This is a genomic window from Bradyrhizobium sp. AUGA SZCCT0105 (assembly GCF_018129565.1).
In the GTDB taxonomy this organism is placed as follows: Bacteria; Pseudomonadota; Alphaproteobacteria; order Rhizobiales; family Xanthobacteraceae; genus Bradyrhizobium.
The window spans coordinates 856,389-882,551 of the sequence record NZ_JAFCMK010000002.1 but is presented as its reverse complement, the minus strand read 5'-3'; the positions used below and the strand labels follow the sequence as shown (position 1 = coordinate 882,551).

Here is a 26,163-nt window from a genome sequence, read left to right as displayed (position 1 = left end):
GCGTGGCGCCTGCACGCCAGGCGAATCGCTATTCCAGTACCACATCGACCGGCATGCCGCCGTGCAGACCCTTGTGCACGGAGGAGGGGGCGATGCCAAAATACTTCCGGAATACGCGGCTGAAATGCGATGAGCTCGAGAAGCCCCAGGAGAACGCGACGTCCGTGATGGTCTTACCGTTCTGGGATTCCAGCTCCTGCCGGCAATTTTGCAGCCGGGCCTTCCAGATGTAGTCGCTGACCGTCATGCCGCGATCGCTGAACAGCATGTGCAGATAGCGCTTCGAGCAGCCGAGCGCCGCGGAAATGCGGTCGATGCAGAGATCGGGATCGCGCAGATGCTCGCGGATGAAGCCCTGGGCCCGCACGTAGGTCGCCTCGGCGCTGCCGCGGTCGAACATCGCGCCGGTCTCGCGCAGCGGCAGCAGCAGCAGGTCGATTAGCGCATCGGCCACGCCGACGGCGTTGACCGGGGTCAGCGTCGGCGCTTCGCCGAACGCGGCATGCACGAAATCATAGGCGATGCGGCCGGTGCCGTTGCGCGCCGAGAGCTTGCACGGCGCCATCTTGGAGAGCTGGAAGCCGCGCTCCTTGAGCAGGTCCTTCGGAACGATGACAACCTCGTGACGCGTCAGGGACGGGCTGATGATTGTATGCGGACACGACACGTCGTAGGCGAAGCAGTCGCCCGGCATGATGTCGAAGTGCAGGCCGTCCTGCTCGAAATGCGAGACGCCGTGCGTCTGGAAAACGATCTTGATGTAGGGATGCTCGCTCAGCCTGATTCGCGAGACGGTATGGGCGATGCGATGCTGGCTTGCCTCGATCTGGCACAGCTTCAATCGCGATACCGTCGTGAAATTGATCCGGCCCTCGAGCGAGGATCCTTCCAGCGCATCGACGTCGAACTGACCGCAAAGGTCAGTGAGCGCATCCGACCAGCGCTGGATTTGCCGCTTGGGCGTCAATCCGTTCGTGCTGAGTGAATGGACTGTATCGGACATCTTTCCAGCCACCGATTCGATCCCCAACGTGACTGCTCACCGAGCTGAAATCTGGCCCGGGATGATGCGCCTTCTCCCTGATTCTGAACAGCTTAGGGAGGCGGCGGGACTTCTTCCCGGATAATGTCGGGTGATCCTCGGACTTAGTTCTGGGCGCGTCAAGCGCAACCTTGGGCCGGTTCTACTCCGACGCAGGAACAGCACTGAAGACGTTTGATGCCCTGCAACATGAAGCAGCCTTACCTGCCAATTCGCGGTCCGACCGCAAAAATCTGACAATGCTTCGCTTCTGAGCAAACGGCGCTTCGCTGCTGGGCAAGTCAGCGCGGTTCGATGGGACTACCAGTGAGGTACCAAAATGGAAGAAGTGGGGCCGTTTCGGCGGAAACCCTTGAGCTCATGAACCTGGGAGGAAATCCACGATGCGCAAGTTGCTTTACGCGACCAGCCTTGGGGCAATGGCGGTGTTCGCCGCCGGAGCTGCCAACGCCAATGACGAACTCCACAAGATGACGCAGAACCCGAAAGACTGGGTGATGCCGACCGGCGATTACACCAATCAGCGCTATTCGAAGCTGAATCAGATCAACGCCCAGAACGTCGGAAAGTTGCAGGTAGCGTGGACGTTTTCGACCGGCGTGCTGCGCGGTCACGAAGGCGGCCCGCTGATCATCGGCAACATGATGTACGTGCATACGCCGTTCCCGAACAAGGTCTACGCTATTGACCTTTCCAAGGACAATCAGATCGTCTGGAAGTACGAGCCGAAGCAGGATCCGAACGTCATTCCGGTGATGTGCTGCGACACGGTCAATCGCGGCGTCGCCTATGGCGACGGCAAGATCATCCTGCATCAGGCCGACACTACGCTGGTCGCGCTCGATGCGAAGACCGGCAAGGTGGAGTGGAGCGTCAAGAACGGCGATCCGAGCAAGGGATCGACCGGTACGTCGGCGCCGATGGTCGTCAAGGACAAGGTCCTGGTCGGCATCTCCGGCGGCGAGTTCGGCGTTCAGGCCCACATGACGGCCTACGACCTCAAGACCGGCAAGCTGGTCTGGCGTGGCTTCTCGGAAGGTCCGGATGACCAGATCCTGGTCGACGACAAGACCACCGAGCTTGGCAAGCCGATCGGCAAGGACTCGAGCCTGAAGACGTGGCAAGGCGATCAGTGGAAGATCGGCGGCGGCGCGACTTGGGGCTGGATCTCCTACGATCCCGAACTCAACCTCGTCTATTACGGATCGGGCAACCCCTCGACCTGGAATCCGAAGCAGCGTCCCGGCGACAACAAGTGGTCGATGACGATCTGGGCGCGTAACCCGGATACCGGCGTTGCCAAGTGGGTCTATCAGATGACGCCCCATGACGAATGGGACTATGACGGCGTCAACGAGATGATCCTCTCGGATCAGAGCATCGACGGCAAGGCGCGCAAGCTGCTGACGCACTTCGATCGTAACGGCCTCGGCTACACGCTCGATCGCGTCACCGGTGAACTGCTGGTCGCCGAGAAGTATGATCCGAAGGTGAACTGGACCTCCGGCGTCGACATGAACAAGAGCTCGCCGACCTATGGTCGTCCGAAGGTTCTTGACTCAGCGTCGACCGACAAGGCCGGCGAAGACCACAACGTCAAGGGCATCTGCCCGGCGGCGCTGGGTTCGAAGGACGAGCAGCCGGCGGCCTACTCGCCGGATACGCAGCTGTTCTACGTGCCGACCAACCACGTCTGCATGGACTACGAGCCGTTCAAGGTGAGCTACACCGCAGGTCAGCCCTATGTCGGCGCGACGCTGTCGATGTATCCGCCTCCCGGTGAGACCAACATGGGCAACTTCATCGCCTGGGACGGCAAGACCGGCAAGATCGTGTGGTCGAACAAGGAGCAGTTCTCGGTCTGGTCGGGTGCACTCGCGACCGCCGGCGGCGTGGTGTTCTACGGCACGCTGGAAGGCTACCTGAAGGCAGTCGACGCCAAGACGGGCAAGGAGCTCTACAAGTTCAAGACTCCGTCCGGCATCATCGGCAACGTCACCACCTATGAGAACGGCGGCAGGCAGTACGTCGCCGTGCTGTCGGGTGTTGGCGGTTGGGCAGGCATCGGCCTCGCGGCCGGTCTGACCGATCCGACGGCCGGTCTCGGTGCAGTCGGCGGCTACGCAGCGCTGAGCAACTACACCGCGCTCGGCGGAACGCTCACCGTGTTCGCGCTGCCGCAGTGAGTTGAGCAGCCCTCGTTCCGGCGCATGGAGCGATCTCCATGCGCCGGTCCGTCTTCAATCCGCACGCGAGGATATGCTTTTGCGTAAGATCTGGTTTGTGACTGCCGCGATCTTCGTCGTGGCAATGGGAGGAGTTGCCTCCGCCGAGGACGTAGGTGACCCGGCCGCTGTCAAGTCCGAGGACGGCAAGTATCTCGACAAGGATGGAAACCCGACGTTCAAGGTCGCGTCCGACGGTACGGTGGACTGGTACACCTACTCGGGCTACCGCCGCTATCATTCGGAGTGCCACGTCTGCCACGGACCCGACGGCATGGGCTCGACTTACGCGCCGGCTTTGAAGGATTCGCTGAAGACCATGAGCTATCCCGACTTCATGGGTGTGGTCGCGAGCGGGCGCAAGAACGTGTCGACGTCGCAGGAAAACGTCATGCCGGCATTCGGCGATAATCCGAACGTTGCCTGCTACATGGACGACCTCTATGTGTACCTGCGCGCCCGCGCCAATGATGCGGTTGGGCGCGTTCGGCCGGCCAAGCACGAAGACAAGTCGGATGCCTATGGAAAGGCGGAAGACGCCTGCATGGGCAACAAGAACTGAGCGTGACCGGCGCGAATGACAACCTGTTTGATGTTTTGTGGAGACCAAGATGAAGACCCGCGCCGCAGTCGCATTCGAAGCCAAGAAGCCGCTTGAGATCGTCGAGCTCGACCTGGAAGGCCCCAAGGCCGGCGAGGTCCTTGTCGAGATCAAGGCGACGGGCATCTGCCACACCGATGCCTACACGCTCGACGGCTTCGACAGCGAAGGCATCTTTCCCTCGGTCCTCGGGCACGAAGGCGCCGGCATCGTTCGCGAGGTCGGCGCCGGCGTGACGTCGGTGAAGCCTGGCGATCACGTGATCCCGCTCTACACGCCCGAATGCCGCCAGTGCAAAAGCTGCCTCAGCCAGAAGACCAATCTCTGCACCGCGATCCGCGCCACGCAGGGCAAGGGCGTGATGCCGGACGGCACCTCGCGCTTCAGCTACAAGGGCAAGACGGTCTTCCACTATATGGGCTGCTCGACTTTCTCGAACTTCACCGTGCTGCCCGAGATCGCGGTGGCGAAGATCCGCGAAGACGCGCCGTTCGACAAGAGCTGCTACATCGGCTGCGGCGTCACCACCGGCGTCGGTGCCGTCGTCAACACCGCCAAGGTGACGCCGGGCTCCAACGTCGTCGTGTTCGGCCTCGGCGGCATCGGCCTCAACGTGATCCAGGGCGCCAAGATGGTGGGCGCCGACAAGATCATCGGCGTCGACATCAACGACTCCAAGGACAATTGGGGCCGTCAGTTCGGCATGACGCATTTCGTCAACCCGACCAAGGTGAGCGGCGATATCGTGCAACACTTGGTTGGCCTGACCGACGGCGGCGCCGACTACACCTTCGACTGCACCGGCAACACCAACGTGATGCGCCAGGCGCTGGAAGCCTGCCACCGCGGCTGGGGCGTGTCGGTCGTGATCGGCGTCGCGGAATCCGGCAAGGAGATCGCGACCCGGCCGTTCCAGCTCGTCACCGGACGTGTCTGGAAGGGCACCGCGTTTGGCGGCGCGCGCGGCCGCACCGACGTGCCAAAGATCGTCGACTGGTACATGAACGGAAAGATCCAGATCGATCCGATGATCACCCACGTGCTGAAGCTCGACGAGATCAACAAGGGCTTCGACCTGATGCACGAGGGCAAATCGATCCGTTCGGTCGTCGTGTTCTAAAATCAAAACACCAAGCACTAGGAGGATAGGTCAATGACTGTTCATATCCACCCGTCAGTCGACAATGGCGTCAAGCAAGGCTCCGGCAGTTTTGCCGGCGGTACGCTGGTCTGCAAATGCGCAGATAAGAAGGTCAAGGTCGCGGTCAAGGGCGATGTCGCCCACAACCACGCCTGCGGCTGCACCAAATGCTGGAAGCCTTCCGGTGCCACCTTCTCGGTGGTTGCGGTCGTCCCGCGCGAGAACGTCACCGTGCTGGAGAACGGCGACAAGCTGAAGATCATCGACGCCGCGGCGGTGATCCAGCGCCATGCTTGCACCGGATGCGGCACGCACATGTACGGTCGGATCGAGAACAAGGGCCATCCGTTCTACGGCCTCGACTTCATCCATCCCGAGCTGTTCCAGGAGTCCGGCTCGGCGGCTCCGGGATTTGCGGCCTTCGTGTCGTCGGTGATCGAGTCCGGCGTCAAGCCGGCCGATATGGCCGGGATTAGGTCGCGGCTGAAGGAGCTTGGGCTCGAGCCCTATGACTGTCTGTCGCCGGCGTTGATGGACGCGATTGCCACCCACGTGGCGAAATCCAAGGCAGCCTGATCAAGGGCAGCCTGACCGCGGCAGCCTTGACAAGGGCGGCACGACTGGCCGGCCCTGACGAGATCCGGCGTCGGCAGAGGGCCTGCCGGCGACGGATATGCTGGTAGTACCCGTGACCTTGAACCTTGCATGCCCTGCGGGCGACCACAGGGCATGCATTTTATTTTCCGCCTTGCCCTCGTCCTATCCCCGATCCTGGTCCTTTCGCCGGCCCGCGCCGCGTCGCCGGAGGACCGCTACATCGCCGCGCGCGACGCTGCGATCGCCAAGTTCGCCAAGCAGGAGAAGGACGGCAAGATCGACGAGGCTGTCGACAAGGCAGAAGCGGCCGCGCGCGACGAACTGAAGGGGCAGCTGATCGCAATCCTGTCCCAGCCCGCCCGGCCTGGCTTTGCCTCCGCCCAGCTCAACCTCGACACTCTATATAAAGGCGATATGGGGTTCGGCATGCTGGACGGCCTGCGCTTCGATGCCGACACCGGCAGGGACGGCGGCAAGATCGGCGAGAAGCGCGCCGACGGCACCTTTGTCGAACCGAAGGCCCATATCATCGTCACCTCCGAAGCCCTGTTCACGCGCTGGCTGCACGAGCACAAGACCTGGTGGGACAAGGGCAGCAAGAATGTGCCGCAGCAGATAGAACCGGCCCTGAAGTTCGAGGGCCTCTACACCCAGGCGATCTCGACCGACGCCGCCGTGATCAACTTCAACGAGCTGCCGGTCGTCAAACCGGCGTCGGCCACCCTGACTTACGGTTTCCTGGCCGGCCGCACCCAGGACTCGACCCCTGAGGCCGCGGACGAAGTGTTTGTCGCGGCGCTCGTCAACGGCAAGTTCTACATCGCCTATGGCGAGATCGAGCCCACCGTGCAGGTGCCGGCCTGCGCCGCGATCCGCACCGACTACAACAAGCGGGCGAATGAAGCGGACGAGAAGCTACGTCAGAAGCGGATCGACAAGAAGGCTTATGACAAGCTCGGCGACCTGCGCCAGCAGGGCGAGGATGCATTCAAACGCTGTTTCGTTCAGCACGCCCCGGAACAGCTGGCATTCGCTGAAGCCACCAAGCAGGCACAGGCTTTGTTGGAGACGGCGCTTGGCAAATAGCGTCGCCTGACGGTTTGATCGGCTGACGGTCCGACCCTATGTTCCCCAGGCAGATTTCGAGCGCCGGGGAGACGCCATGAATACCGCAATCAGTCCGTTTCGCATCGCCGTCAGCGACGATGTCCTCGAGGATCTCCGCATCCGGCTGCGCCGGACCCGCTGGCCCGAGGCCGAACTGGTCGACGACTGGAGCCAGGGCGCGCCGCTGCAATGGATCAAGGACGTCTGCCACTATTGGGCCGAGGCCTATGATTGGCGGCAGCGCGAGGCGCAGCTCAATCGATTCAGCCAGTTCACCACCGAGATCGACGGGCTCGACATCCACTTCGTCCATGTCCGCTCAAAGCACCCGGAGGCGCGGCCGCTGATCATCACCCATGGCTGGCCGGGATCGGTGGTCGAATTCCACAAGGTGATCGAACCGCTGACCGATCCGACGGCGCATGGCGGCAGCGCGGCCGATGCCTTCCATGTGGTGTGCCCGTCCTTGCCGGGCTTCGGCTTCTCGGCCAAGCCGGGCGCAACAGGGTGGGGCGTCGACCGCATCGCCAAGGCCTGGGCCGTCCTGATGGAGCGGCTGGGCTACGCCAGGTATTTCGCGCAAGGCGGCGACTGGGGCTCCGCGGTCACGACCGCGATCGGCGGGCAGGACGCGGCGCACTGCGCCGGCATCCACATCACGCTTGCGATGTCGACCCGGCCCAATGTCGAGGGCCAGCCGACGCCAGAGGAGACCCGCGCGCTCAACGGCATCAAATACTATGCCGACTGGGATTCCGGCTATTCCAAGCAACAGTCCACCCGGCCGCAGACGCTTGGTTACGCGCTGACGGATTCGCCGAGCGGGCAGGCGGCCTGGATCCTGGAAAAGTTCTGGGCCTGGACCGACTGCGACGGGCATCCGGAAAACATCCTCAGCCGCGACGAACTGCTCGACAATGTCATGCTGTACTGGGTGACCGAGACGGCCGCATCGTCGGCGCGGCTCTATTGGGAAAGCTTTGGGCCCGGCAAGCGAACCCCGCACAAGGTGAGCGTGCCGACCGGTGTTGCCGTGTTCCCCAAGGAGATCGTCACGCCGGTCCGCAAATGGATGGAGACGAATTTCACCAACATCCAGCACTGGCGCGAGATGCCGAAGGGCGGACATTTCTCGGCGTTCGAGCAGCCCGACCTGTTCGTCGGCGAGGTGCGCGAGTTTTTCGGGAAGTTGCGCTAGCCGTGTAGAATAGGTGGAGCGAAGCGAAACCCAACGGAGGGACGTCGGCGTGCTGCTGGACCCCCGCCACGGCGACTTTGAGGACAATGCCGCCAGCCCCGAGCAGCGGTCGTTGTTCGCGATCGTGGGCAGCCTTCTCGTCGAGATAAGCCCGGCGAAACTGCTATTTGCCTGGACGATTTCGATCCTGCTTCCGGGCGTGCTGCTCGGCCTTGCGCCGCTGGTCGCGTCCGTCTGGATTTCGAGCCTTTCGCAACACGTTCTTGCATTGTCCGAAGTGGGCGCCGTGCTGGCGCTGGTTGCGATCGCGGCGTTAGGATGGCTCGGCGGGCGACCGCTGGTTCAAATCGCGGAGACCAGCTTTTGGTCACTCAACGCGCTCGCGGTCCAACCGAGCTACGCGTTCGCGCGCGAGGCGCTGGGCCATCTGGCGGAGCTGCTCTGGCGCACCGGCGCAACTCCCGCCTCTCGCATGAGGCTGCGCCGCGGCTGCTCTGTCGGTGCTGGCATACTGCTCGCTGCAGGTGCGGCATTGGTCGCGGCCCTGGCTTGGCCTGCTTCGCAATGGACTGCTACCATCAACGATCTGGTTCTGATCCATCGTCTTGTGATGCCGACGTTCGCTAACGCTGTGGTGCTGGTGTCCTGCTATCTTGCGGTCGCATCACTGGCCTGGAGCGTGGCCGACGCCAGCATGGACCAACCGGCTGATCTTGCCGCGTTCGATGCGACGCCACCCGGAGGCCGCTTCTGGCGCCTTGCACATCTGTCCGATCTCCACGTAGTCGGCGAGCGATACGGCTTCCGCATCGAAAGCGGGACGGCTGGTCCGCAGGGAAACGAACGCTTCAATCGCGTGCTGGCGAGGCTTGCCGAAATTCACGCTGTTGATCCGCTCGACCACGTGCTGATCAGCGGCGACATGACGGATGCCGGCCGGCCCGGCGAATGGGCTGAATTTCTTGATGCATTGGCAAGTCATCCCGAACTCGCCGCATGCGTCGTCATGCTTCCGGGAAATCATGACGTTAACGTCGTGGACCGCGCCAATCCCGCCCGCCTCGACCTGCCGTTCAGCCCAGGCAAGCGGCTACGGCAGATGCGTACCCTGTCGGCGATCGCGGCTGTCCAGGGCGATCGCGTCCGCGTCATCGACGGTTCCGGCAAACCATCGGTGACGCTGAACCAGGCGCTGGCGCCGTATCATGATCGGATAACGCAATTTGCGCAGCACGGCGGCGTGCGCCGCGCAGCTGCGCTCCGCGGCTTGTTCGATGATCAGTTTCCAATGATCCTGCCGCCGGACCGAGACGGCGGCCTAGGGATCGCAATTCTCAACTCCAATGCCGAAACTCACTTCTCCTTCACCAACGCGCTCGGATTGGTTTCGGAAGCGCAAACGCGGCGATTGGAGGCTGCGATCCGTCATTTTCCGACGGCGTACTGGACCATCGCGCTACATCATCACCTGATGGAATATCCCATGCCGGTGAAGACCTTCGCCGAGCGCATCGGGACGGCCTTGATCAACGGCAGCTGGTTTGTGCGCAGGTTGCAAAAGTTTTCCGATCGTTCGGTCGTGATGCACGGTCACCGTCATATCGATTGGATCGGTACATGTGGCGCGTCGAAGATCGTCTCGGCCCCGTCGCCGGTGATGGGCGCCGATGATGCAGTCACCTACTTTTACATCCATAGAATGACGGTCGGGCCGGACGGGAGGCTCTGCCTCGCGGAGCCCGAGCGGGTGGAAATTGCCAAGAGCTAGGATGTTCCCGGCTTATCTTCATGCGATCCGCCGAACAGATCGGCGATCCAAGCGGCCGATGGGCTCTCGGCGCAGAAGGTCAGAATAGCGAGCGTGATCGGCACGCCGATGAAAGTCCCGAACAGGCCCCAAAGCGAGCTCCAGAAGAAGATCGCAAACAGCACCAGGAACGGCGAGATCGACAACGTCGAGCCGGCGACCCGCGGTTCGATATAGCTGCCGACCACGAACTGGATGACGTTGAGGCAGGCGAAGACACCAAACACCGCGGGCCAACTCTCGAACTGCGTCATGGCCAGCAGGGTGGGGAACAGGGTCGCGATGAAAGGGCCGATGAAAGGAATGTAGTTGAGGACAAATGCGATCACGCCCCATTCGAATGCGAAAGGCAGTCCGGTCGCGGCGGCGAACAGGCCGACCAGCAGGCCCGTGACCGCGCTCATCTGCGTCCGCACCAACATATATTTCCGGAACTTGGCGGCCGTCGCTTTGCTGCCCTTGAGCAGCACGCGCGCAGCCGTGCGGTTCTCCAGCCGCTGGATTCGTCGACCAGCATCTTCGACCTCGAGAAGCCCGAGCACAACATAGACCAGCGCGATGAGCCAAAAACTCAACGTGGTGTTGATGCGGCCCGTGACGTATTGCGTGGTGCGCAGCAGCCAGCCGACATTGAAATGCTCCGCCCAAAGGCCGGCGAAGGAGACGCCATGGCCATCCAGCCAGATCACCGCGGCGTCGTAGAAGGCCTGATACCGCGCCGCATCCGCAATCAGGTAGCGCCCGACGCGGCCGAATCCCCACGCCGCCAGTGAGGCAAACGCGGCGCAGGTCGCGGTCGTCACAATGACCGTGATAGCGAGCGCGAGGAGTTTCGGCAGCCACGACTGGAGCCGTTCCTGAATGGGCCAGACGATCGCAATGATGAACAGGGCGGCCGCGAGCGGAGCGAGCACACTGCGTGCCTGAGCTACCGCCGCAGTGACCAGCACCGCGGCGATGATGCCAGTCGTGATCTTCAACCCGCCGCCCATCTTTGGGTTATCCGACCTTCTTGAACAGAAGGATTGTCAGTCTGTCTCGCTGCGCGACAAGACGGTATGCCCGTCAAGCTGACGGAGACCTCACGAAAGCTGCGACCCATCGCAAGTGTGCCATGTTCCGACGCGCACTGCCAGGTGCGCAAGACTGCAGCGACCGCCAGGCGCGCCCATCCATTTCTACGAACCGGCGCGATACTGCGGCGCGGCTACAGCAGTCCACGATAAATCCCCGGCGCAGAGCCTTCGATGGCCACCGCGCCGACGGCCTTCGAATAGAATTCTGCCGGCCCGACGCCGCCGATGATGGCGTAGCCGAAGCCCTGGTGCTTCATGTCCTCGAGACAGGCGAACAGCAGTGCCTTGCCGATGCCGCCCTGCTGCGCCTTCGGCGCGACGCCGGTCGGGCCGAAGAAGTTGCGGCAGGACGCGTCGTGGCAGGCGAATCCCACGATCTTCTTTTGCTGGATCGCGATGAAGCAGGAGACCGGTTGGCGGCTGAACGCGACCTCGGTTTCGCTGGCCCACGCCTCGCTGAACGTTTCACGCACCCAGGCCACCACTTTGTGCTTTTCGGGCGCGAGCGCCCGGCGCATGACAACTCCGGCCTTGACCAACCGATCATAGGCCGGCCGGGAATCGGGCAGGGCGTAGAGCTTGACGAGCATGTCCATCCCGCGACCTTAGTTGAAAACGCGGCCCTCGGGCAAATCACGGGAGGAAGGGTGGGGCGGGTTAGCTGCGTAGCGGGTGGTTAATCCACCCATGACACGGGTGGGCCTCGTCATTCCGGGGCGTGCGAAGCACGAGCCCGGAATCCATCGGGCCGCTGGCTTTGTGGATGAATCGATTTCCGGGTTCTCGCTTCGCCGGAATGACGGATCTGTCGCGATAGTTTACCGCAGTGCGGAGCGTCGAGCACCGCTGTCATTTCCGCCGTTGCTTGTTCTCGATCCTGGCTTCACGCGCAACGGCCCAGAAATACCCGCCGCAGAATGCAACAATCGCAACAATCACGGCGGCGGCGATAATCTCTTGCATGTCGGCGGCTTTCCAAGTACACGTTTCTCACATACGTGGGAAATATGCCCACGAAATGGCAGGTCGGTTTCGGGACGTAAAGAGGCGGAGCGCATGCATGGCGAGAGACAACACAGCAGGCAGGCGTCTTCGGGCGATCGCTGCTCTCGTCGTCATCGCCGGCATCGGTTCGGCGCAGGCTGCTCGAACCTCTGATAAATCGGATGCCAGCGGGGGCTCGGTCGCTATTCCGATCGACACAAGGAGCCAGACGTCCGCGATGGAGGGCGTGGTGCGCCCCGTCCAGCTTCCCAAGGGCGCTTCCGCGGTCAGCGAGACCTACGGAGACTGGATCGTCAAATGCCTGCTCGACGGCGGTGCCAAGCTCTGCACCTTGGGACAGACACAGACCTCCAAGGAGACCAATCAGCAAATCTTCGCCATCGAACTGATTCCGAGGGACGGAAAGGCCGAAGGCAACATCCTGATGCCGTTCGGACTGAAGTTCGACGCTGGGGCCGTCCTCAAGCTCGACGGCAAGGATCTGGAGCAGACCCGATTCTCCACCTGCACCGCGCAAGGCTGTTTGCTTCCGGTTTCCTTTCCCACGGTTGTGACCGACACCATCAGCAAGGCCAAAATGCTCAACGTCGTCGCGCAGAACATCGGCAACGGACAGGCCGTCGTCTTCAATGTCCCCCTCAACGGCTTCGCCGCTGCGCTGGAACGCACCATTCAGCTTGGAGGTTGACCGGCAATCTCGTCAGTGCGCCAGCACCGGACCGCGTGCCCGTCGGCGCGCGTTTGAAGTGAAGGCCCGGGCTCGCGCTGGCACACCGCTTCGGCGTAGCGACAGCGTGGACTGAATGCACATCCGTCCGGCGGATTGAGCGGATTGGGAAGCTCGCCCCTTGTCGTCGCGAGCGGTGCGCGGCGTAGCGGATCGGGAATCGCGGCGATCAGGGTCTGCGTATACGGGTGCGCCGGCCGTTCGAAGATCTCGCGCCAGCCGCCGGTCTCCACAATGCGGCCGAGATACATCACCGCGACCCTGTCGCTCATGTGCTCGACCACGCCGAGGTCGTGGCTGATCATGATGTAGGAGAGGCCGAGAGTCTCCTTCAACTCCAGCAGCAGATTGATGATCTGGGCCCGGATCGAGACATCGAGCGCCGATACCGGTTCGTCGCAGATGACGATCTTGGGATTGAGGATCAACGCGCGGGCGATGCCGATGCGCTGGCGCTGGCCACCCGAGAATTCATGCGGGTAGCGGCCGGCCTGCTCGGGCCGCAGGCCGACATGTTTGAGCATGGCGGCAATGCGTCCGTCGATCTCGCTTTGGGCGGTCACGCCGTGCAGCCGCAGCGGGTCTTCCAGCGTGCGGCGAACGGTCTGACGCGGATTGAGCGAGGCGTAGGGATCCTGAAACACCATTTGGGCGGTACGGGCCAAGAGCTTTCGGTCGACCGATCGCTGGCCCGTCACGACGTGCCCGTCGAGCACGATCCTGCCGCGCGTCGGCGTCAGCAGCCCAAGCAGCGAAAGGGCGACGGTCGACTTGCCGCAGCCGGATTCGCCGACGAGGCCGAGGCATTCGCCGCGCTTCAGTTCGAGATCGATGCCGTCGACCGCGCGCAGCAGCCGCTGGCTGCCGCCCAGCAAGCCCCCGCCGAGCGGAAAATGCACCGCGAGATCCTCGACGCTGAGGATGACATCGTCGCCGGGCCTCGCCGCGAGGTTATGCATGGTGGTGGCACCTGACAAGGCCGCCTGCACCGAGCCATGTCGTCTCCGGTGCGGTGGTCCGGCAGATCTCGGTCGCCTGCGCGCAACGCGGATTGAAGCGACAGCCGCTCGGAAAGTCCGCGATCGCCGGGACGACGCCGGCGATCTCGCGGAGCCGCGATCGGCCGAGTGCTGCGCGGCTGCCCAGTCGCGGCAGCGAATCGACCAGGCCCTGCGTGTAGGGATGCGCGCAGGCGCGGAAGATGTCGTCCGAGCCGCGTTCCTCGACAATGCGACCGGCATACATGACGGCGACGCGGCGGCAGACATTGGCGACCAGGCCCAGATCGTGGCTGATCATCAGGATCGCCGTGCCTCGCTCGGCGCACAGATTGCGCATCAGCTCGATGATCTCCGCCTGTACCGTGACATCGAGCGCGGTGGTCGGCTCGTCGGCGATCAGAAGATCCGGATCGCATGCCAGCGCGATGGCGATCATCACGCGTTGGCGCATGCCGCCCGAAAGCTGGTGCGGGTAATCCTTCACCCGCCGCTCCGGTGCCGGGACGCGCACGTTCGCCAGCGCCTCGACAGCCAGCTGGCTTGCCTCGCGCCAGCTCTTGCCCTTGTGCAGCACGAACATCTCTGCGATCTGCCGGCCGACGGGTGACACCGGATTGAGCGCCGTCATCGGCTCCTGGAAGATCATGGCGATGCGGTTGCCGCGCAGCGCCCGCTGCTCGGCCGCGGAAAGTCCCTGAATCTCGCGGCCCTCGAACCGTATCGCGCCGGCGGCGACCGAGAGCGGCCGGCGCAGCAGGCCGATCAAGGCGAGTGCGGTGATGCTCTTGCCGCAGCCGGACTCGCCGACAAGGCCGAATGTTTCGCCACGATCGATGCGGAATGAAACGCCCTCGACCGCCGCAACATGGTTGGCGCCGTTGTCGAGATCGATGCGCAGGTCCTCGACTTCGATCAGCGGAGCGGCCGTCATGCGCGCCGGCTCCGCGACTGGGGATCCAGCACGTCACGCAGGCCATCGCCGAGCAGATTGAGGCCCAGTACCGTCAGGAAGATGGCGAGGCCGGGGAATACCGACAGCCATGGCGCCGTGGTGATCTGGTCGCGCGCCTCCGACAGCATGCTGCCCCAGCTCGGATAGGGCGGACGGATGCCAAGGCCGAGGAACGAAAGCGAAGCTTCGGCCAGTACCGCCCCGCCCATGCCGAGCGTGCCGATGACAATGATGGGGCCGACCATGTTCGGCAGCAGCTGCGTGATCATGATGCGCAAATCCCCATAGCCGAGCACTCGCGCAGCCTGCACGTAGCCCTGGCTCTTGAGCGACAGCGTCGAGGCGCGTGCGATCCGGCAGGTGAAGGACCAATTGGTCAATCCGAGCGCGATCAGGAGGCTCGTCAGGCCGGGGCCGAGCACCGCCATGATGGCGAGTGCGAAGATCAGCGAGGGGATCGCGAGCATCAAATTGGTCAGCCCGTTGACGACATCGTCCCACCAGCCGCCCCAATAGCCCGCGGTCAGGCCCAGCGTCACGCCGATGACGCTGTTGACGAGCTGCGAGACGATGCCGACCGTCAGCGAGATGCGCGCGCCGTGCACGACGCGGGAATAGATGTCGCGACCCTGCGCATCGGTGCCGAACCACCAGATCCAGCTCGGCGGTTCTTCGGCATTCATGAGGTTGGCGCCCATGACCGGGTCGGTATGTGCCAGCCAGGGCGCGAACAGGCCAACGAAGATCGCAAGCGCGAATAGCACGCCGCCGATCATCGCGCTGGTTCCAAGCTTCATCGCGGCCGCTCCGCTGTGGCAGGCTGCATGGTCGATCGTGCGCTGACGTGATGAGACTGGCCGCCGCTCATGCGTATCTGATCCTGGGATCGATCACGCCGTAGAGCAGGTCAACCAATGTATTGACGGCGAGGAAGAACAGCACCACCACGAGAATGGTGCCCTGGACGGCGGGGATGTCGCGCTGCAGGACGCTGTCGACCAGCAGCGAGCCGATGCCCGGCCAGGAGAACAATTTCTCGACGACGACCGCTTGGCCCATCACGACGCCGAATTGCAGGCCGATCGCCGTGAGAATGATGACGAGGGCATTGCGCATCACGTGCCACGTCACGACCCGGGTCTCGCTCATGCCCTTCGAACGCGCCGTCCGGACAAAATCCGCGGTCATGATCTCGAGCACCGCTGCCCGCGTCGTCCGCGCCAGCAGCGCCATCGGCGAGACGCCGAGGGTCACGGCAGGCAGGAGCAGATATTTGAGGCTGCCATCGCCATAGCCAAAGCTCGGCAGCCAGCCGAGCTTCAATGCAAACAGATACATCAGCAAAAGCCCGAGCCAGAACTTGGCCATCGAGAGGCCGGACACCGCCAGGACCATCGAGAGCGTGTCGACAATGCTGCCCGGCTTCAGCGCGGCGATGAAACCGAGCGGAACGCCGACCGCAATCGCGAACGCCAGGGCTGCGAAGATCAGCTGCAGCGTTGGCCACATCCGTTTGGCAACCATGGTCGTGACCGGCTCGCGGGTGCGAAACGAGGTCCCGAAATCTCCCGTCGTGAGCTTGGCGACATAAGAGCCGAACCGCACGTAAACGGGATCGTCGAGGCCGAGCTGCTTTTTCATGCGTTCCACGACCTGCGGGTCCGTCGGACCCCGGCCGTCATCACCCATGCTCGACGCGATGCTGCCCGGTACGATGCTGAACAGCACAAAGATCAGCAGCACGACGGCCAGCACGGTCGGAATGGTTTGCAGGACTCGACGGATCGCGAAGGAGAGCATTGGACGTTTTCCTCATCCCCTCCATCATTTCGCATGATGGAGGGAGAGCGATGGCAGCTGTCACTTCGCCGGCGAGGTGTCGTCGACCCAGAGGTCTTCGACGTTTTGATGGGTTAGTTCCGTTGCGTCCAGCTGGATCCCCTTGAGCCAGGGCTGCACCGCCATGACAGCCTTGTTGTAGTTGAAGAACCAGATCGGCGCTTCCTCCTGGAGCAGCGCATTGGCCTTCTGCAGCAGCTGGACGCGCTTTACGGCGTCGTCGGTCTGTCCGGCTGCATCGATCATCTTGTCGAACTCCGCGTTCTTGAAGGTCGTGTAGTTGCAGGCCGATTGCGGCGTCGCCGAATGGAAGCATTTGAGCGCTGCCTGCGGATCCGGGCCGGTCGCCTGGGAATAGATGAAGGCCTGGAAGTCGCCCTTGCGGATGACCTCCGCCAGGACCGCGGTCTCGATCTGCTTGACCTTGACCTTGATGCCCACCTTGTCCAGCATCGGGATCGCGGCTTCGACGATCGGCAAGCCCCAGCTTTCGTTCTGGCTGGTGGTCCATTCGAATTCAAAGCCTGAGGGAAAGCCCGCTTCGGCGAGCAATTGCTTCGCCTTCGCAGGATCGTAAGGGTAGGGCTTCATGGCCTTGTCGTATGCCGGCGAGGTCAAAGGCAGCCAGCTCGTGGCGCGATAGGCTTTGCCCTTGACCAGTTTGCTGATGATCAGATCGGCATCGATCGCGTAGTTGACGGCCTGCCGGACCCGCTTGTCGGAGAATGGCTTGAACGTGGGATTCATCCCCATATAGCGGGTGAAGACCTCGGCGACCTCGACGATGGTGCCCTTGAGGTTGGGGTCGGCCTGATAGGCGACATATTGCGCGGGCCCAAGCACCGAGGTGTCGATCTCCTTGTTGCGGAAGGCGACGTCGCGGGCGGCGGCTTCGCCCATCAGCGATACGACGAGCTTGTCGGCATATGGCTTGCCGGGCTTGTAGAACCGGTCCCAGCGTTCAAGCACGATGCGCGATCCCGGCACGTGCTCGACGAATTTGAATGGACCAAGACCGATCGGCTTCTGGAGGAAGCTCTCCTTGCCGCCCTCGTCGGCCGGATAGATCGAGGTCAACGCGGTGAAGAAATAGAAGGCGGGATCGACTTTCTCAGTCAGCTTCATTTCGAGGGTGAAGTCGTCGATCTTCTTCAGGCCGGAGATTTCCTTGGCTTGGCCCTTCTCGACCTCGGCCGCGCCCTCGATCAAGCGGACAAAGCGCGCACCGGGATAGGCCTTGGTGCCGTCCATGATGCGATTGTAGGACCAGATGATGTCATCGGCCGTCATCTTGCGGCCGTTGTGGAAATAGGCATCGTCGCGCAGCTTGAAGGTGTGAACGAGACCCCCGCCCGAGACGGTGACCTCCTTGGCAAGTTCCAGAACCGGTTTGCCCTCGGTCGAGTCCCAGATGTACAGCGAGCGGTGCAGCGCCTTGGCGTAGATCTCGTCCTGGGCGCGCGGTGTCGTGTGGATGTCCATGCTGGTGAAGCTGGAGCCATAGGGCGCCGTCATGCGAATGGTCCCGCCCTTGCGCGGTGTCTGGGCCTCCGCCGTGGCGGCGAGTGCGAGCCCGAGGCCAACCGCGATCGCAATCAACTTGAACTTCATGCTTCCCCCAACGATGCAGGAACATTCCGATCAACGAGTTGATCATCGCCAGCACGTCAAGCGCAAGGTCCTCATGTCGCGTCGATGGCGACCGGCACCAAATAATTTGTGTTGCCGCGATGCGTGGGGCAGGAATATGGAAACGCTGCTCGTGGTTGCGCCTGCTCCGAGTGGCTCCGACGGGTTAACCAAAAACACGGGTCAGACAGGATAGGCGGGAGGAGACACTCATCGGGCAGGCGCCGAACCTTGGCTGCAACTTGCGCGAGCAAGTAAGCAGCTGCGATTGAATGGATTTCGGCTTCTGTCCTGAAACCGGGGAGCCGGGGTTCCTGACCGCATGCCAGTCGCAGGGCGGCCTCGCGCGCATTCTGCGGCAGCAAGCCACCTGTGACATAGTAACCCGACGGGCTATTTGAAAATTGAAGCGGACCAACCCCGGCGTCGTCCCGGGCAAGCGAAGCGCGACCCGGGACCCCTAACCACAGGGTTGAGTTGTTTTGAAAGGGCTGTGGCCCCAACGTCGCGCAACAATCACCTTCGGTGGTTATGGGTCCCTGCTTTCGCAGGGACGACGAATGCAGGCGAGCCAACAATCACAAATACCAGGCCAGCACCGCCTTGAGCCGGGCGTTCTCGATCACCGGCAGCGCGACCAGCTGGTTCATGCCGGAGCCACGCGCCAGGGTAGCCGCGATCGATTCATCCTGCTTCAGATGCTCGGTGAGCGTGGGCATGCCGGTGGCCCATGCGCCGCCGATAGAGCCTTCGCCGCGACCGATCGTCTTGGCCGCATAGAGCGTGGCGAGATCGGACTGCTCGCTGCAGTCGCCGGAGTGAAACACCAGTACCGACCGCTCTTCGTTCGGCACCCAGATCTCGAACCGGCGTGCGATCGGTGTCGCCTGGGCCGACAGGAATGTCACCACCCAGGTCTGGTCGCCAGTCGTGTAGGGGATGCCGACACCGCAATTGATGCCGATCTCGGATGCGTCCTCCCAGCGCAGGAATCCCTTGGAATTGTGCAGGTCTTTGATGATCAGCGGCCTGCCGGCCTTCCAGGTCCGGCCGGGCAGGCCGAAGCCGCGCGGGAATTTGGTGTGGCGCGAGTTGAACTCGAACATGTCAGCGGTGCCGTAGTAGCCGTCGACCAGCGCCATCTCGTGGGATTTCTCGGGATCGTTGTGCCAAAGCTCGATCGCGCCGACATGCTTCCTGTCGTCACCGCAGAGCAGCACCATTACCGCCATCAGGAATTCGCCGGCGAACACCGGAAGCGCAACGCCGCAGGTCAGGCCGGCTTCGCGCGCCTCGTCGGTTCGCTTGAAATAGGAGTTGGCGAATTCGGTCAGGATGACCGGATGGCCGCTCGCCCAGGCCTTGCCGGGCAGGCCCTCGTCATAGGCGAACAGCGCGTTCTCGCTGACCGCGTTGAACTCGGCGAACTCGGAGCTGTGTAGGCTGCCGCCGAATTCCAGCCGCGTCCGTGTTGGATCGGGCACCCAGAGCTCAACAACGCGAATGAAGGTTTTCATCGCACGCACCTGCCGTCTCGCCGACGGCTAGCATCGGCGATGTCACGGCAAAATGTGCGCTCAAATAGCGGGCAAGCGACGCCCAAAGTTGATGCGAAGGCGCGATTTCGTCTCAGTCCCGGTACGACGGATCGGCGCGATCGAGCTTGCGCAGCAGCGCCGGCCAGGCGAGTTCGCCGTTGCGCGCGGCGCGGCCGGGCTTGGGCAGCATTCGCTCATAGGTGTCTTCGAGGATGTTTTGCGGCGGATAGATCAGCTTGGTGTTGCAGGACAGCGCCATCACCTGGGTCTGGCAGGCGCGCTCGAGCCGGAACAGCACGTTGAAGGCGGCGGGCACGGTGCGGCCGACGACCAGGAGGCCATGGTTGCGCAGGATCATCGCCTCGTGGTCGCCGAGGTCGCGGACCAGCCGTTCGCGCTCGTCGACATTGTCGGCGATGCCTTCGAAGTCGTGATAGGCGATGTGCAGGAAGCGCATCGAGGTCTGCGCCAGCGGCAGCAGGCCGCATTCCATCGCGGAGACCGCCATGCCGGCCGGGGTGTGGGTGTGCGCGACGCAGTCCATATCGTGCTTGGCCATGTGGATGGCGCTGTGAATCACGAAGCCCGCGACGTTGACGTCGTAGTCGGTGGCGTTGAGCAGCGTGTTGCCCTCGACATCGACCTTGATCAGGCTGGAGGCGTCGATCTCCTCATACAGCATGCCGTAGGCATTGATCAGGAACTGGTCGGTGGTGCCGGGCACGCGGCAGGAGATGTGGTTCGCGATCATCTCGGTCATGCCGTACATCGCAGTCAGCCGATAGCAGGCGGCGAGATCGACACGGGCCTGCCACTCCTCGGCGCTCACCTGCTCGCGAACGGATTTCACGACCTTGATCGCGGGCGAGCTGACGGGGGGATTCATGGCGTTCTCTCCTTGAGACATCTGCGGGGCCAGGGCCCGATCGTTGGTGTGGACCATAGCAGAATCGGCACGGCGGCAAGCCGCGGCGCGTCTGCTTATTTGCAGATCTGGCGGGCAAAAACCGAATGCGGCATTGGCGCCCCGAGCCTTCGATGTCAGGATACGAAAAAACAGCCGAGGCGCACAAAATGAGCGAACGCAAGATTCGTATTGCCGTCCTGCATTTCTCCCACGAAACCGTCTCGTTCCTGCCGAACGAGACCACGCTCGACGACTTCATCTATCCGGGCTCGCCGGCCAAAGGTGAAGCGCTGCTGCAGTTCGATCCGAAGAACTACATGGGCGGCTTCGTGCGGGTGGCGCGCGAGTTCTCGGAGGTCGAACTGGTCGGCATCGAGTCTCCGCTCTGGCCGAGGACCTACACCGGATCGGGCTGGATCACCCAGGAGGCCTACCGGACCTTCACCGGCAAGATGATTGCCGGGCTCAAGGAAGAGGGGCCGTTCGACGGCGTCTATCTGTGCCTGCATGGCGCGATGGCCGTGCGCGACGTGCCGCGGCCCGAGGCCGATCTGGCGCGGCAGGTCCGCGAGGTGGTCGGCCGCTCCGCCTTCATCGCCGCGACCTTCGATCCTCACGGCAATGAGGATGAGGCGTTCCTCGAACAGGCGGACATGGCGTTCGCCGTCAAATATTTCCCGCATTATGACGCGCATCTGCAAGGCGAACGGGCAGCGCGCATGCTGGTGCGGGCGATCCGCGGCGACTACAGACCGGCGCACAAGACCATCAAGGTTCCCGTGATCTCTCCCACCGTGCTGCAATGGACCGGCGCGCGTCCGTGGATGGATCTCGTGCAGCGCGCGCTGGTGTGGGAGGCCCGCGAGGTCGACGTCTACGTCAACATCTTCTTCGGCTTTCCGTTCGCCGATGTTCCCGACGCCGGCATGACCGTGCAGGTCCTGACCAACGACAACCCAAAGCTCGCCGAGCAGGTCGCGCGCGATCTCGCCGGCACGATCTGGCGGCTGCGCGAGGCGCTGCTGCAATCGACCAGGCTGCACAGCATTGCCGAGGGCGTCGCGTTGGCCAAGCAGGCCGTCGCCGATGGCAACACGCCCGTGGTGCTGGCCGATCACAGCGACCGCTCGGGATCGGCGACCTGGCTGCTGCGCGAGATCATCGCGCAGGACCTCGCCAACACTGTCATCGCGACCATTGCCGACGCCAGGGCGACGGCAAGCCTGAAGGCGGCCGGCGCGAAGGCTGGCGATGCCTTCGATATGGAGATCGGCGGCCGTGCCGACGAGTCGGCGGGCGATCCGGTTCGCATTCAGGGCACGATCTCGGCTGCGGGTGACGGCTACGGGCAGTTCTGGGTCTGCGTGCGCTTCGGCCGCAACAATGTGCTGATCCTCTCCACCTATCTGGTGCAGATCATGGAGCCGTTCTCGCTGAAAGCGCTGGTGCCTGACATCGGTGGATTCGAGGTCATGGCGATCAAGTCGCGGGTGCACTTTCGGCGCGGCTTCGACGACAATGGCTTTGCCAAGACGATCCTGCTGGTCGAGCCGGATCAGCCGTTCCTCGGCACGACGCGGCTGGACAAGCTGCCCTACAGGAATGTCGATCTTGCGCAGTTCTATCCCTACGGCAATCCGGCTTTCCCGGAGGCGTCGTCATGACGGAGGGCCGCTATCGCCTGATCGGTTCGACCGCGTCGCCCTATGCGATCAAGTTGCGGGCGCTGATGCGCTACCGGCGGATCCCGCACGACTGGGTGATCATGACCAAGATCTTGCGCGCGGCGACTGCGCATCTGAAGCCGATGCTGATTCCGGTGCTGCAATATCCCGACGGCAGCTACCGCGGCGAGACCACGACGCTGGCCTATGATCTGGAAGCGCGTCACCAGGGGCGCTCGGTGATCCCGGAGGATAAGGCCACAGCCTTCGTCTGCGATCTGCTCGAGGATCTCGCCGACGAATGGGCGGTGAAGCCGCTGTTTCTCTATCGCTGGTGGGATCCGGAAGATCAGACCTATGTCTCGCGCTGGGCGGGAGAGGAGTGGTCGACGTCGGACGCCGCGGCCGGCAGCCGCGAGGAGACCGAGGAGTTCCGGCAGCGGCAGATTTCCCGCATGGTCATTCTCGGCGCCACCGAGGAGAATCGTCCGCTGCTGGAGGAGAGCTATCGCCGGACGCTTGCGGCGTTCGAACCGCATGTCGGCATGACGAATTACCTGTTCGGCAGCCGACCGTCGCTGGCGGATTTCGCCTGGTTCGGGCAGCTCAGCGAGATGGCGACCGACCCGACCCCGATGCGGATCATGCGGGAACACGCGCCGTTCACCGATCACTGGGTGCGGCGGCTCGATGATGCGTCCGGTGTGGAGGGCAACTGGTATCCGCGCGAGCAGGCGCTCGGCGGGTTCGCCGAGGCGCTGCTGCGGATCGCGGGCGAGCTCTATCTGCCGTTCCTGGCCGCCAATGCGGATGCATTTGGGAAGGGCCTCGAACGGCTTGAGATCAACGTCTGGCGACTGCCTTACGCGCTGGCGCCGTTCAAATATCAGGTCAAGTGCCTGCAGCAGCTGCGCGAGAAATTTGCAGCGCTCGATGCGGGCGATCGTGCGGCGTTGAAGCCCGTGCTGGAACGCACCGGATGCTGGGCGATCCTGAATGGAGGCTGATCGATCGGGGACGGCAACCAGGTTCAAAACGGCGAGAGCTTAGGTCCGGTGCCTGCTGCCGAGCGCGACCGAGATCGTCTCGGGCTTCTTGATCCGCTCGATCAGCATGTCGATGCGGTCGCCGCCCCAGAACAGTTCGCCGTTGAACACCATGCTGGGCACGCCGAAAACGCCGAGCGCTTCGGCCTCGTCGATGATGCGATCGTGTTCCGCGCGGGCAGGGCCGCGAACATAGGCGTCGAACGCCTCAGTGGAACCGCCGATCGCGGCGATCACGCCCGCAATCTCCGACAACTCGTCGATCTCCAACTCGTGGTTCCAAAACCTCCGGAACACCATGTCATGATAGGGCCGGAACAGCCCGTGGCGCTGCGCGAACAACATCCCGGCGCTGGCGTAGAAGGCATCATAGATTCGGCGCGGGCCCTTCATGATCAGTCCCTGCGCATTCGCGAACCGCCGCGCATCCATGTAGGAGTAGCGCACCTTGCGCCAGAAATGCGGCGTGCGCGCCTCGACCGTGCCCATGAATTCAGGGATGCGAAGCGTGTAGGGCAGCCATTCCAGCTCGACGCCAAGGGTCTCCTCGAGCTCGAACAGTCGCTTGTTGGCGACATAGGCATAGGGAGACTTGTAGTCGGTGTAGATGCGTACGCGCGGCTTTTCGATCATCGTTCCTTCACCCTGTCGGGACAATTGTTCCCGATCCCACGCGGTGACGCAATGCGGTGCGACGAGGGAGAGATGGCGCGCAAACGAATGGGCCCCGGTGCATTCAAGCATCGCGGGGCCCTGCTACTTCGTTTTAGCGAAGGATCTCTGGTGTAGACCAGTGGTGTTTCGGGACCTAAAAGCGCTTGGCCTTTGCGCTCTCGTCCTGCGGATATGTTCAGATTGTCGGCAGTGCACGCGGCTAGCAGCTGCTGTTCGCCTCAACGTGCACCGAGACCTTGCCGCTGAGCAAGGTCGCTGGCTTTCGCCGGTGGCGTCATGCTCCTCTCCAAGAGTGGGCCGACGGACCTCTGTCCGCTTCTCTGCCTGGCGGCCGATTCCAAAATCGTCCGTCAATTCCTGCGAAGCAGGGAGCAGGCGCTCCCGCACCCCAACAGGTGCAGTCAGCGAAATGCTGCGGCAGATATGGCCTGCTGTCAAGTTAACGAGCGGGGTAATTCAGGTCAGGACTCCTGTCGCGACTTGGTCTTTCGATACTGGGTGAAGTCCGGATCGTGCGTCATTTTCCAATAGTCGACGAACCGCCACGGCATTGCCGAAAACACGCGGCCGCTTCTGTTGCGGTAGTAGGTCGTCATGCCCGGATGCGTCCAGATCAGCTGCTCATGTTCGGCATCGACGTTGCGGATGTATTCGTCGTGCGCGTCGGGATGCACATCGATCGCGGCAATATCGTTCTCGATCATCTCGACGAGGCAGGCGGAGATGTAGCGGCTCTGGCATTCCGACTGGAAGATCACGCTGCCGCCATGCGCGGGTCCCGAATTGGGGCCGAGCATCAGAAACAGGTTGGGAAAGTCAGGCACGGTGAGGCCGAGATACGCGGTCGGATTGTCGTCCCGCCACGCCTGCTTGAGGTTCTTGCCGTCGCGGCCGGTGATGTTGAGACGCGCCGCCATCTCCGAGACCTTGAAACCGGTCGAGATCACGATGACGTCGTGCGGCCGGAATGTGCCGTCGGCCGTGACGATTCCGTCCGCAGCGAAATGGTCGATCTTGTCAGTGATCAGCTCGACATTCGGCCTGGTGAGCGTCTTGAACCAGTTGTTGTCGAGCAGGATGCGCTTGCCGTAAGGCGGATAGGTCGGCATGCACTTCTCGATCAAATCAGGGCGGTCCTTCAGCTCGGAGAGGATGAACTCGGCCAGCTCCTGGCGATGCCGGTCGTTGCCCTTGTTGACGGCGCGGTCCGGATGCGGCCAGGCCGGATCCTTGCGGAGGAACGGCAACAATCCGTCGCCGTAACGCCAGAACATGTTGAAGCGATACCACTGCACATAGAACGGCAGGTGCGCCAGCAGCCACTGCGCGCCGTCGGTGATCGGATCGGAATAGCCCTTCACCGGCCGCGCCCACTGCGCGGTGCGCTGGTAGACGGTGACCGAGGCGACGCGGTCTGCGATCGACGGCACCAGCTGCATCGCGGTCGCGCCGGTGCCGATCACGGCGACATGCTTGCCGTCCAGCTTGACATCGTCGGACCACAGCGCCGAATGAACCTTGAGGCCCTTGAAATCCTCGTCTCCCTCAAAGCGGGCAGGCAAGGGATCGTTGAGCTGCCCGATCGCGCTGACCAGCGCGGTGGACTCGAACGTCTCTGCGCCGTTCGCGGTTTTCAGCGTCGAGATCCAGCGGCGCTTGGCTTCATCCCAGCGCGAAGCGACGAGCTCGGTCGAGAGGCGGACGTGCTCGCGGATGCCGTATTCGCGCACGACCTTGAGCAGATAGTCGAGCAATTCCTGGCGCTGTGCGAAATAGCGGGTCCACGGATTGCGGGCACCGAACGAGAACGAATAGGAGTGGTTCGGCGTATCGACGCCGCAGCCGGGGTAGCGGTTGACGTACCAGGTGCCGCCGATCTCGTCCTGCTTCTCGACGATCGTATAGGGAATGCCGAGCCGTCCCAGCGCAACGCCGAGCGCGATCGCGCAGACGCCGGCGCCGACGATCAGCACATGTTGCTGCGCCAGCCTCTCATCGGACGGGCGCTCGCGCCAGCGGGCGTCGCGCGGGACGAACCCCATCTCCTCCCGCATCAGCGGGGCATATTCCGGCGTGACATTCTCGCCGAGCGTCGCGCGCATCATCCGCAGCATCAGCTCGTTGCCGGGATCGGTGATGACGGGCTTCGGCGTTCCGTTCGCGAACAGATTCAGGATGGCCGCGCGGATCTCGTCCTGGATCTCCTTCGGCACGCCGGCGTCCGGATCGGGGATCAGGCGGACGTCGCGCTTCGGCTTGTACGGCGGCTCGAGCCACTTCTCGTCGCCGGTCATGTGCACCAGCACCATCAGCAGTACGCGGATGTCGCCCTCGGCGATGGCGGAGGACAGATCGAGGTGTTTGCGCGAAAGCTCGATATTCATGC

General features: G+C 63.1%; 22 protein-coding genes. 10 read left to right on the top strand and 12 right to left on the bottom strand.

All coding sequences use genetic code 11. The annotated features are described in order from the left end of the window. Positions 1-28: 28 nt before the first annotated feature. A complete protein-coding gene (locus tag JQ573_RS13250; RefSeq protein ID WP_092125863.1) occupies positions 29-1,003 on the bottom strand; it encodes a helix-turn-helix domain-containing protein in 975 nt (324 codons plus the stop codon). 422 nt (positions 1,004-1,425) lie between these two features. Here JQ573_RS13250 and xoxF5 point away from each other — a divergent pair, with 422 nt between their 5' ends. The 7 genes from xoxF5 (at position 1,426) to JQ573_RS13215 (ending at position 9,679) form a co-directional block, all read left to right on the top strand. Continuing rightward, the gene (xoxF5, locus tag JQ573_RS13245; protein ID WP_212310296.1) at positions 1,426-3,228 is read left to right on the top strand and encodes a lanthanide-dependent methanol dehydrogenase XoxF5; all 1,803 of its coding nucleotides are present in this window, start codon (positions 1,426-1,428) and stop codon (positions 3,226-3,228) included. Positions 3,229-3,352: 124 nt separating this feature from the next. Next, complete coding sequence (locus JQ573_RS13240; RefSeq protein ID WP_212310769.1) at positions 3,353-3,829, top strand: c-type cytochrome, methanol metabolism-related; 477 nt, start codon at positions 3,353-3,355, stop codon at positions 3,827-3,829. Between the two features lie 49 nt (positions 3,830-3,878). Next, positions 3,879-4,988 (top strand): S-(hydroxymethyl)glutathione dehydrogenase/class III alcohol dehydrogenase, encoded by a 1,110-nt coding sequence (locus JQ573_RS13235; RefSeq protein WP_050405342.1) that lies wholly within the window; start codon positions 3,879-3,881, stop codon positions 4,986-4,988. Between the two features lie 33 nt (positions 4,989-5,021). Continuing rightward, entirely contained in the window at positions 5,022-5,585 is a 564-nt protein-coding gene (gene gfa, locus JQ573_RS13230) for an S-(hydroxymethyl)glutathione synthase (RefSeq protein WP_212310295.1), read from the top strand. A gap of 153 nt (positions 5,586-5,738) precedes the next feature. Next, positions 5,739-6,692, top strand: a complete 954-nt coding sequence (locus JQ573_RS13225; RefSeq protein WP_212310294.1) for a hypothetical protein — start codon at positions 5,739-5,741, stop codon at positions 6,690-6,692. Positions 6,693-6,768: 76 nt separating this feature from the next. After that, the gene (locus tag JQ573_RS13220) at positions 6,769-7,911 is read left to right on the top strand and encodes an epoxide hydrolase family protein (RefSeq protein ID WP_212310293.1); all 1,143 of its coding nucleotides are present in this window, start codon (positions 6,769-6,771) and stop codon (positions 7,909-7,911) included. A gap of 49 nt (positions 7,912-7,960) precedes the next feature. After that, the gene (locus JQ573_RS13215; RefSeq protein ID WP_312011463.1) at positions 7,961-9,679 is read left to right on the top strand and encodes a metallophosphoesterase; all 1,719 of its coding nucleotides are present in this window, start codon (positions 7,961-7,963) and stop codon (positions 9,677-9,679) included. On the opposite strand, the gene JQ573_RS13210 is transcribed toward JQ573_RS13215, so the two are convergent. Together JQ573_RS13210 and JQ573_RS13205 are read right to left on the bottom strand one after the other, a co-directional pair. Next, positions 9,676-10,710 carry an AI-2E family transporter gene (locus tag JQ573_RS13210; protein ID WP_212310291.1) on the bottom strand — a complete coding sequence of 345 codons (1,035 nt, stop codon included), beginning with the start codon at positions 10,708-10,710 and terminating at the stop codon, positions 9,676-9,678. The genes JQ573_RS13215 and JQ573_RS13210 overlap by 4 nt on opposite strands. Before the next feature lie 215 nt (positions 10,711-10,925). Next, positions 10,926-11,390 carry a GNAT family N-acetyltransferase gene (locus JQ573_RS13205; protein WP_212310290.1) on the bottom strand — a complete coding sequence of 155 codons (465 nt, stop codon included), beginning with the start codon at positions 11,388-11,390 and terminating at the stop codon, positions 10,926-10,928. Between the two features lie 422 nt (positions 11,391-11,812). Here JQ573_RS13205 and JQ573_RS13200 point away from each other — a divergent pair, with 422 nt between their 5' ends. After that, positions 11,813-12,487: an invasion associated locus B family protein gene (locus tag JQ573_RS13200; RefSeq protein ID WP_249131655.1), complete on the top strand. Its 675-nt coding sequence runs from the start codon at positions 11,813-11,815 to the stop codon at positions 12,485-12,487. On the opposite strand, the gene JQ573_RS13195 is transcribed toward JQ573_RS13200, so the two are convergent. From JQ573_RS13195 to JQ573_RS13165, 7 genes are all read right to left on the bottom strand, one after another. Beyond that, complete coding sequence (locus JQ573_RS13195) at positions 12,472-13,485, bottom strand: ABC transporter ATP-binding protein (protein WP_212310288.1); 1,014 nt, start codon at positions 13,483-13,485, stop codon at positions 12,472-12,474. The two genes, JQ573_RS13200 and JQ573_RS13195, sit on opposite strands and share 16 nt — an antisense overlap. Continuing rightward, positions 13,478-14,458 carry an ABC transporter ATP-binding protein gene (locus tag JQ573_RS13190; protein WP_212310287.1) on the bottom strand — a complete coding sequence of 327 codons (981 nt, stop codon included), beginning with the start codon at positions 14,456-14,458 and terminating at the stop codon, positions 13,478-13,480. The genes JQ573_RS13195 and JQ573_RS13190 overlap by 8 nt, the downstream gene beginning before the upstream one ends. After that, positions 14,455-15,255 carry an ABC transporter permease gene (locus tag JQ573_RS13185; RefSeq protein WP_409334668.1) on the bottom strand — a complete coding sequence of 267 codons (801 nt, stop codon included), beginning with the start codon at positions 15,253-15,255 and terminating at the stop codon, positions 14,455-14,457. Before JQ573_RS13185 ends, JQ573_RS13190 begins: the two co-directional genes overlap by 4 nt. An 88-nt stretch (positions 15,256-15,343) precedes the next feature. After that, positions 15,344-16,279, bottom strand: a complete 936-nt coding sequence (locus JQ573_RS13180; RefSeq protein ID WP_212310285.1) for an ABC transporter permease — start codon at positions 16,277-16,279, stop codon at positions 15,344-15,346. Positions 16,280-16,339: 60 nt separating this feature from the next. After that, the gene (locus tag JQ573_RS13175; RefSeq protein ID WP_212310284.1) at positions 16,340-17,929 is read right to left on the bottom strand and encodes an ABC transporter substrate-binding protein; all 1,590 of its coding nucleotides are present in this window, start codon (positions 17,927-17,929) and stop codon (positions 16,340-16,342) included. 596 nt (positions 17,930-18,525) lie between these two features. After that, positions 18,526-19,464: a GAF domain-containing protein gene (locus JQ573_RS13170; protein WP_212310283.1), complete on the bottom strand. Its 939-nt coding sequence runs from the start codon at positions 19,462-19,464 to the stop codon at positions 18,526-18,528. Between the two features lie 112 nt (positions 19,465-19,576). Further along, the gene (locus tag JQ573_RS13165) at positions 19,577-20,371 is read right to left on the bottom strand and encodes a class II aldolase/adducin family protein (RefSeq protein WP_212310282.1); all 795 of its coding nucleotides are present in this window, start codon (positions 20,369-20,371) and stop codon (positions 19,577-19,579) included. A gap of 188 nt (positions 20,372-20,559) precedes the next feature. Between JQ573_RS13165 and JQ573_RS13160 the strand changes: the two genes are divergently transcribed. Next, positions 20,560-22,056: a M81 family metallopeptidase gene (locus JQ573_RS13160; RefSeq protein ID WP_212310281.1), complete on the top strand. Its 1,497-nt coding sequence runs from the start codon at positions 20,560-20,562 to the stop codon at positions 22,054-22,056. Then, positions 22,053-23,063, top strand: coding sequence for a glutathione S-transferase N-terminal domain-containing protein (locus JQ573_RS13155; RefSeq protein ID WP_212310280.1), 1,011 nt, complete (start codon positions 22,053-22,055; stop codon positions 23,061-23,063). The genes JQ573_RS13160 and JQ573_RS13155 overlap by 4 nt, the downstream gene beginning before the upstream one ends. A gap of 39 nt (positions 23,064-23,102) precedes the next feature. Here JQ573_RS13155 and JQ573_RS13150 read toward each other — a convergent pair whose 3' ends face one another. Both JQ573_RS13150 and JQ573_RS13145 read right to left on the bottom strand, forming a co-directional pair. Next, positions 23,103-23,732, bottom strand: coding sequence for a 2-hydroxychromene-2-carboxylate isomerase (locus JQ573_RS13150; RefSeq protein WP_212310768.1), 630 nt, complete (start codon positions 23,730-23,732; stop codon positions 23,103-23,105). A gap of 506 nt (positions 23,733-24,238) precedes the next feature. Next, the gene (locus JQ573_RS13145; protein WP_212310279.1) at positions 24,239-26,161 is read right to left on the bottom strand and encodes an NAD(P)/FAD-dependent oxidoreductase; all 1,923 of its coding nucleotides are present in this window, start codon (positions 26,159-26,161) and stop codon (positions 24,239-24,241) included. Positions 26,162-26,163 lie beyond the last annotated feature (2 nt).

Coding starts and splice junctions, on each gene's coding strand:
- JQ573_RS13250 (WP_092125863.1), bottom strand. CDS start 1,003: ATGTCCGATACAGTCCATTCACTCAGCACGAACGGATTGACGCCCAAG.
- xoxF5 (WP_212310296.1), top strand. CDS start 1,426: ATGCGCAAGTTGCTTTACGCGACCAGCCTTGGGGCAATGGCGGTGTTC.
- JQ573_RS13240 (WP_212310769.1), top strand. CDS start 3,353: ATGGGAGGAGTTGCCTCCGCCGAGGACGTAGGTGACCCGGCCGCTGTC.
- JQ573_RS13235 (WP_050405342.1), top strand. CDS start 3,879: ATGAAGACCCGCGCCGCAGTCGCATTCGAAGCCAAGAAGCCGCTTGAG.
- gfa (WP_212310295.1), top strand. CDS start 5,022: ATGACTGTTCATATCCACCCGTCAGTCGACAATGGCGTCAAGCAAGGC.
- JQ573_RS13225 (WP_212310294.1), top strand. CDS start 5,739: ATGCATTTTATTTTCCGCCTTGCCCTCGTCCTATCCCCGATCCTGGTC.
- JQ573_RS13220 (WP_212310293.1), top strand. CDS start 6,769: ATGAATACCGCAATCAGTCCGTTTCGCATCGCCGTCAGCGACGATGTC.
- JQ573_RS13210 (WP_212310291.1), bottom strand. CDS start 10,710: ATGGGCGGCGGGTTGAAGATCACGACTGGCATCATCGCCGCGGTGCTG.
- JQ573_RS13205 (WP_212310290.1), bottom strand. CDS start 11,390: ATGGACATGCTCGTCAAGCTCTACGCCCTGCCCGATTCCCGGCCGGCC.
- JQ573_RS13200 (WP_249131655.1), top strand. CDS start 11,813: ATGGCAGGTCGGTTTCGGGACGTAAAGAGGCGGAGCGCATGCATGGCG.
- JQ573_RS13195 (WP_212310288.1), bottom strand. CDS start 13,485: ATGCATAACCTCGCGGCGAGGCCCGGCGACGATGTCATCCTCAGCGTC.
- JQ573_RS13190 (WP_212310287.1), bottom strand. CDS start 14,458: ATGACGGCCGCTCCGCTGATCGAAGTCGAGGACCTGCGCATCGATCTC.
- JQ573_RS13185 (WP_409334668.1), bottom strand. CDS start 15,255: ATGATCGGCGGCGTGCTATTCGCGCTTGCGATCTTCGTTGGCCTGTTC.
- JQ573_RS13180 (WP_212310285.1), bottom strand. CDS start 16,279: ATGCTCTCCTTCGCGATCCGTCGAGTCCTGCAAACCATTCCGACCGTG.
- JQ573_RS13175 (WP_212310284.1), bottom strand. CDS start 17,929: ATGAAGTTCAAGTTGATTGCGATCGCGGTTGGCCTCGGGCTCGCACTC.
- JQ573_RS13170 (WP_212310283.1), bottom strand. CDS start 19,464: ATGAAAACCTTCATTCGCGTTGTTGAGCTCTGGGTGCCCGATCCAACA.
- JQ573_RS13165 (WP_212310282.1), bottom strand. CDS start 20,371: ATGAATCCCCCCGTCAGCTCGCCCGCGATCAAGGTCGTGAAATCCGTT.
- JQ573_RS13160 (WP_212310281.1), top strand. CDS start 20,560: ATGAGCGAACGCAAGATTCGTATTGCCGTCCTGCATTTCTCCCACGAA.
- JQ573_RS13155 (WP_212310280.1), top strand. CDS start 22,053: ATGACGGAGGGCCGCTATCGCCTGATCGGTTCGACCGCGTCGCCCTAT.
- JQ573_RS13145 (WP_212310279.1), bottom strand. CDS start 26,161: ATGAATATCGAGCTTTCGCGCAAACACCTCGATCTGTCCTCCGCCATC.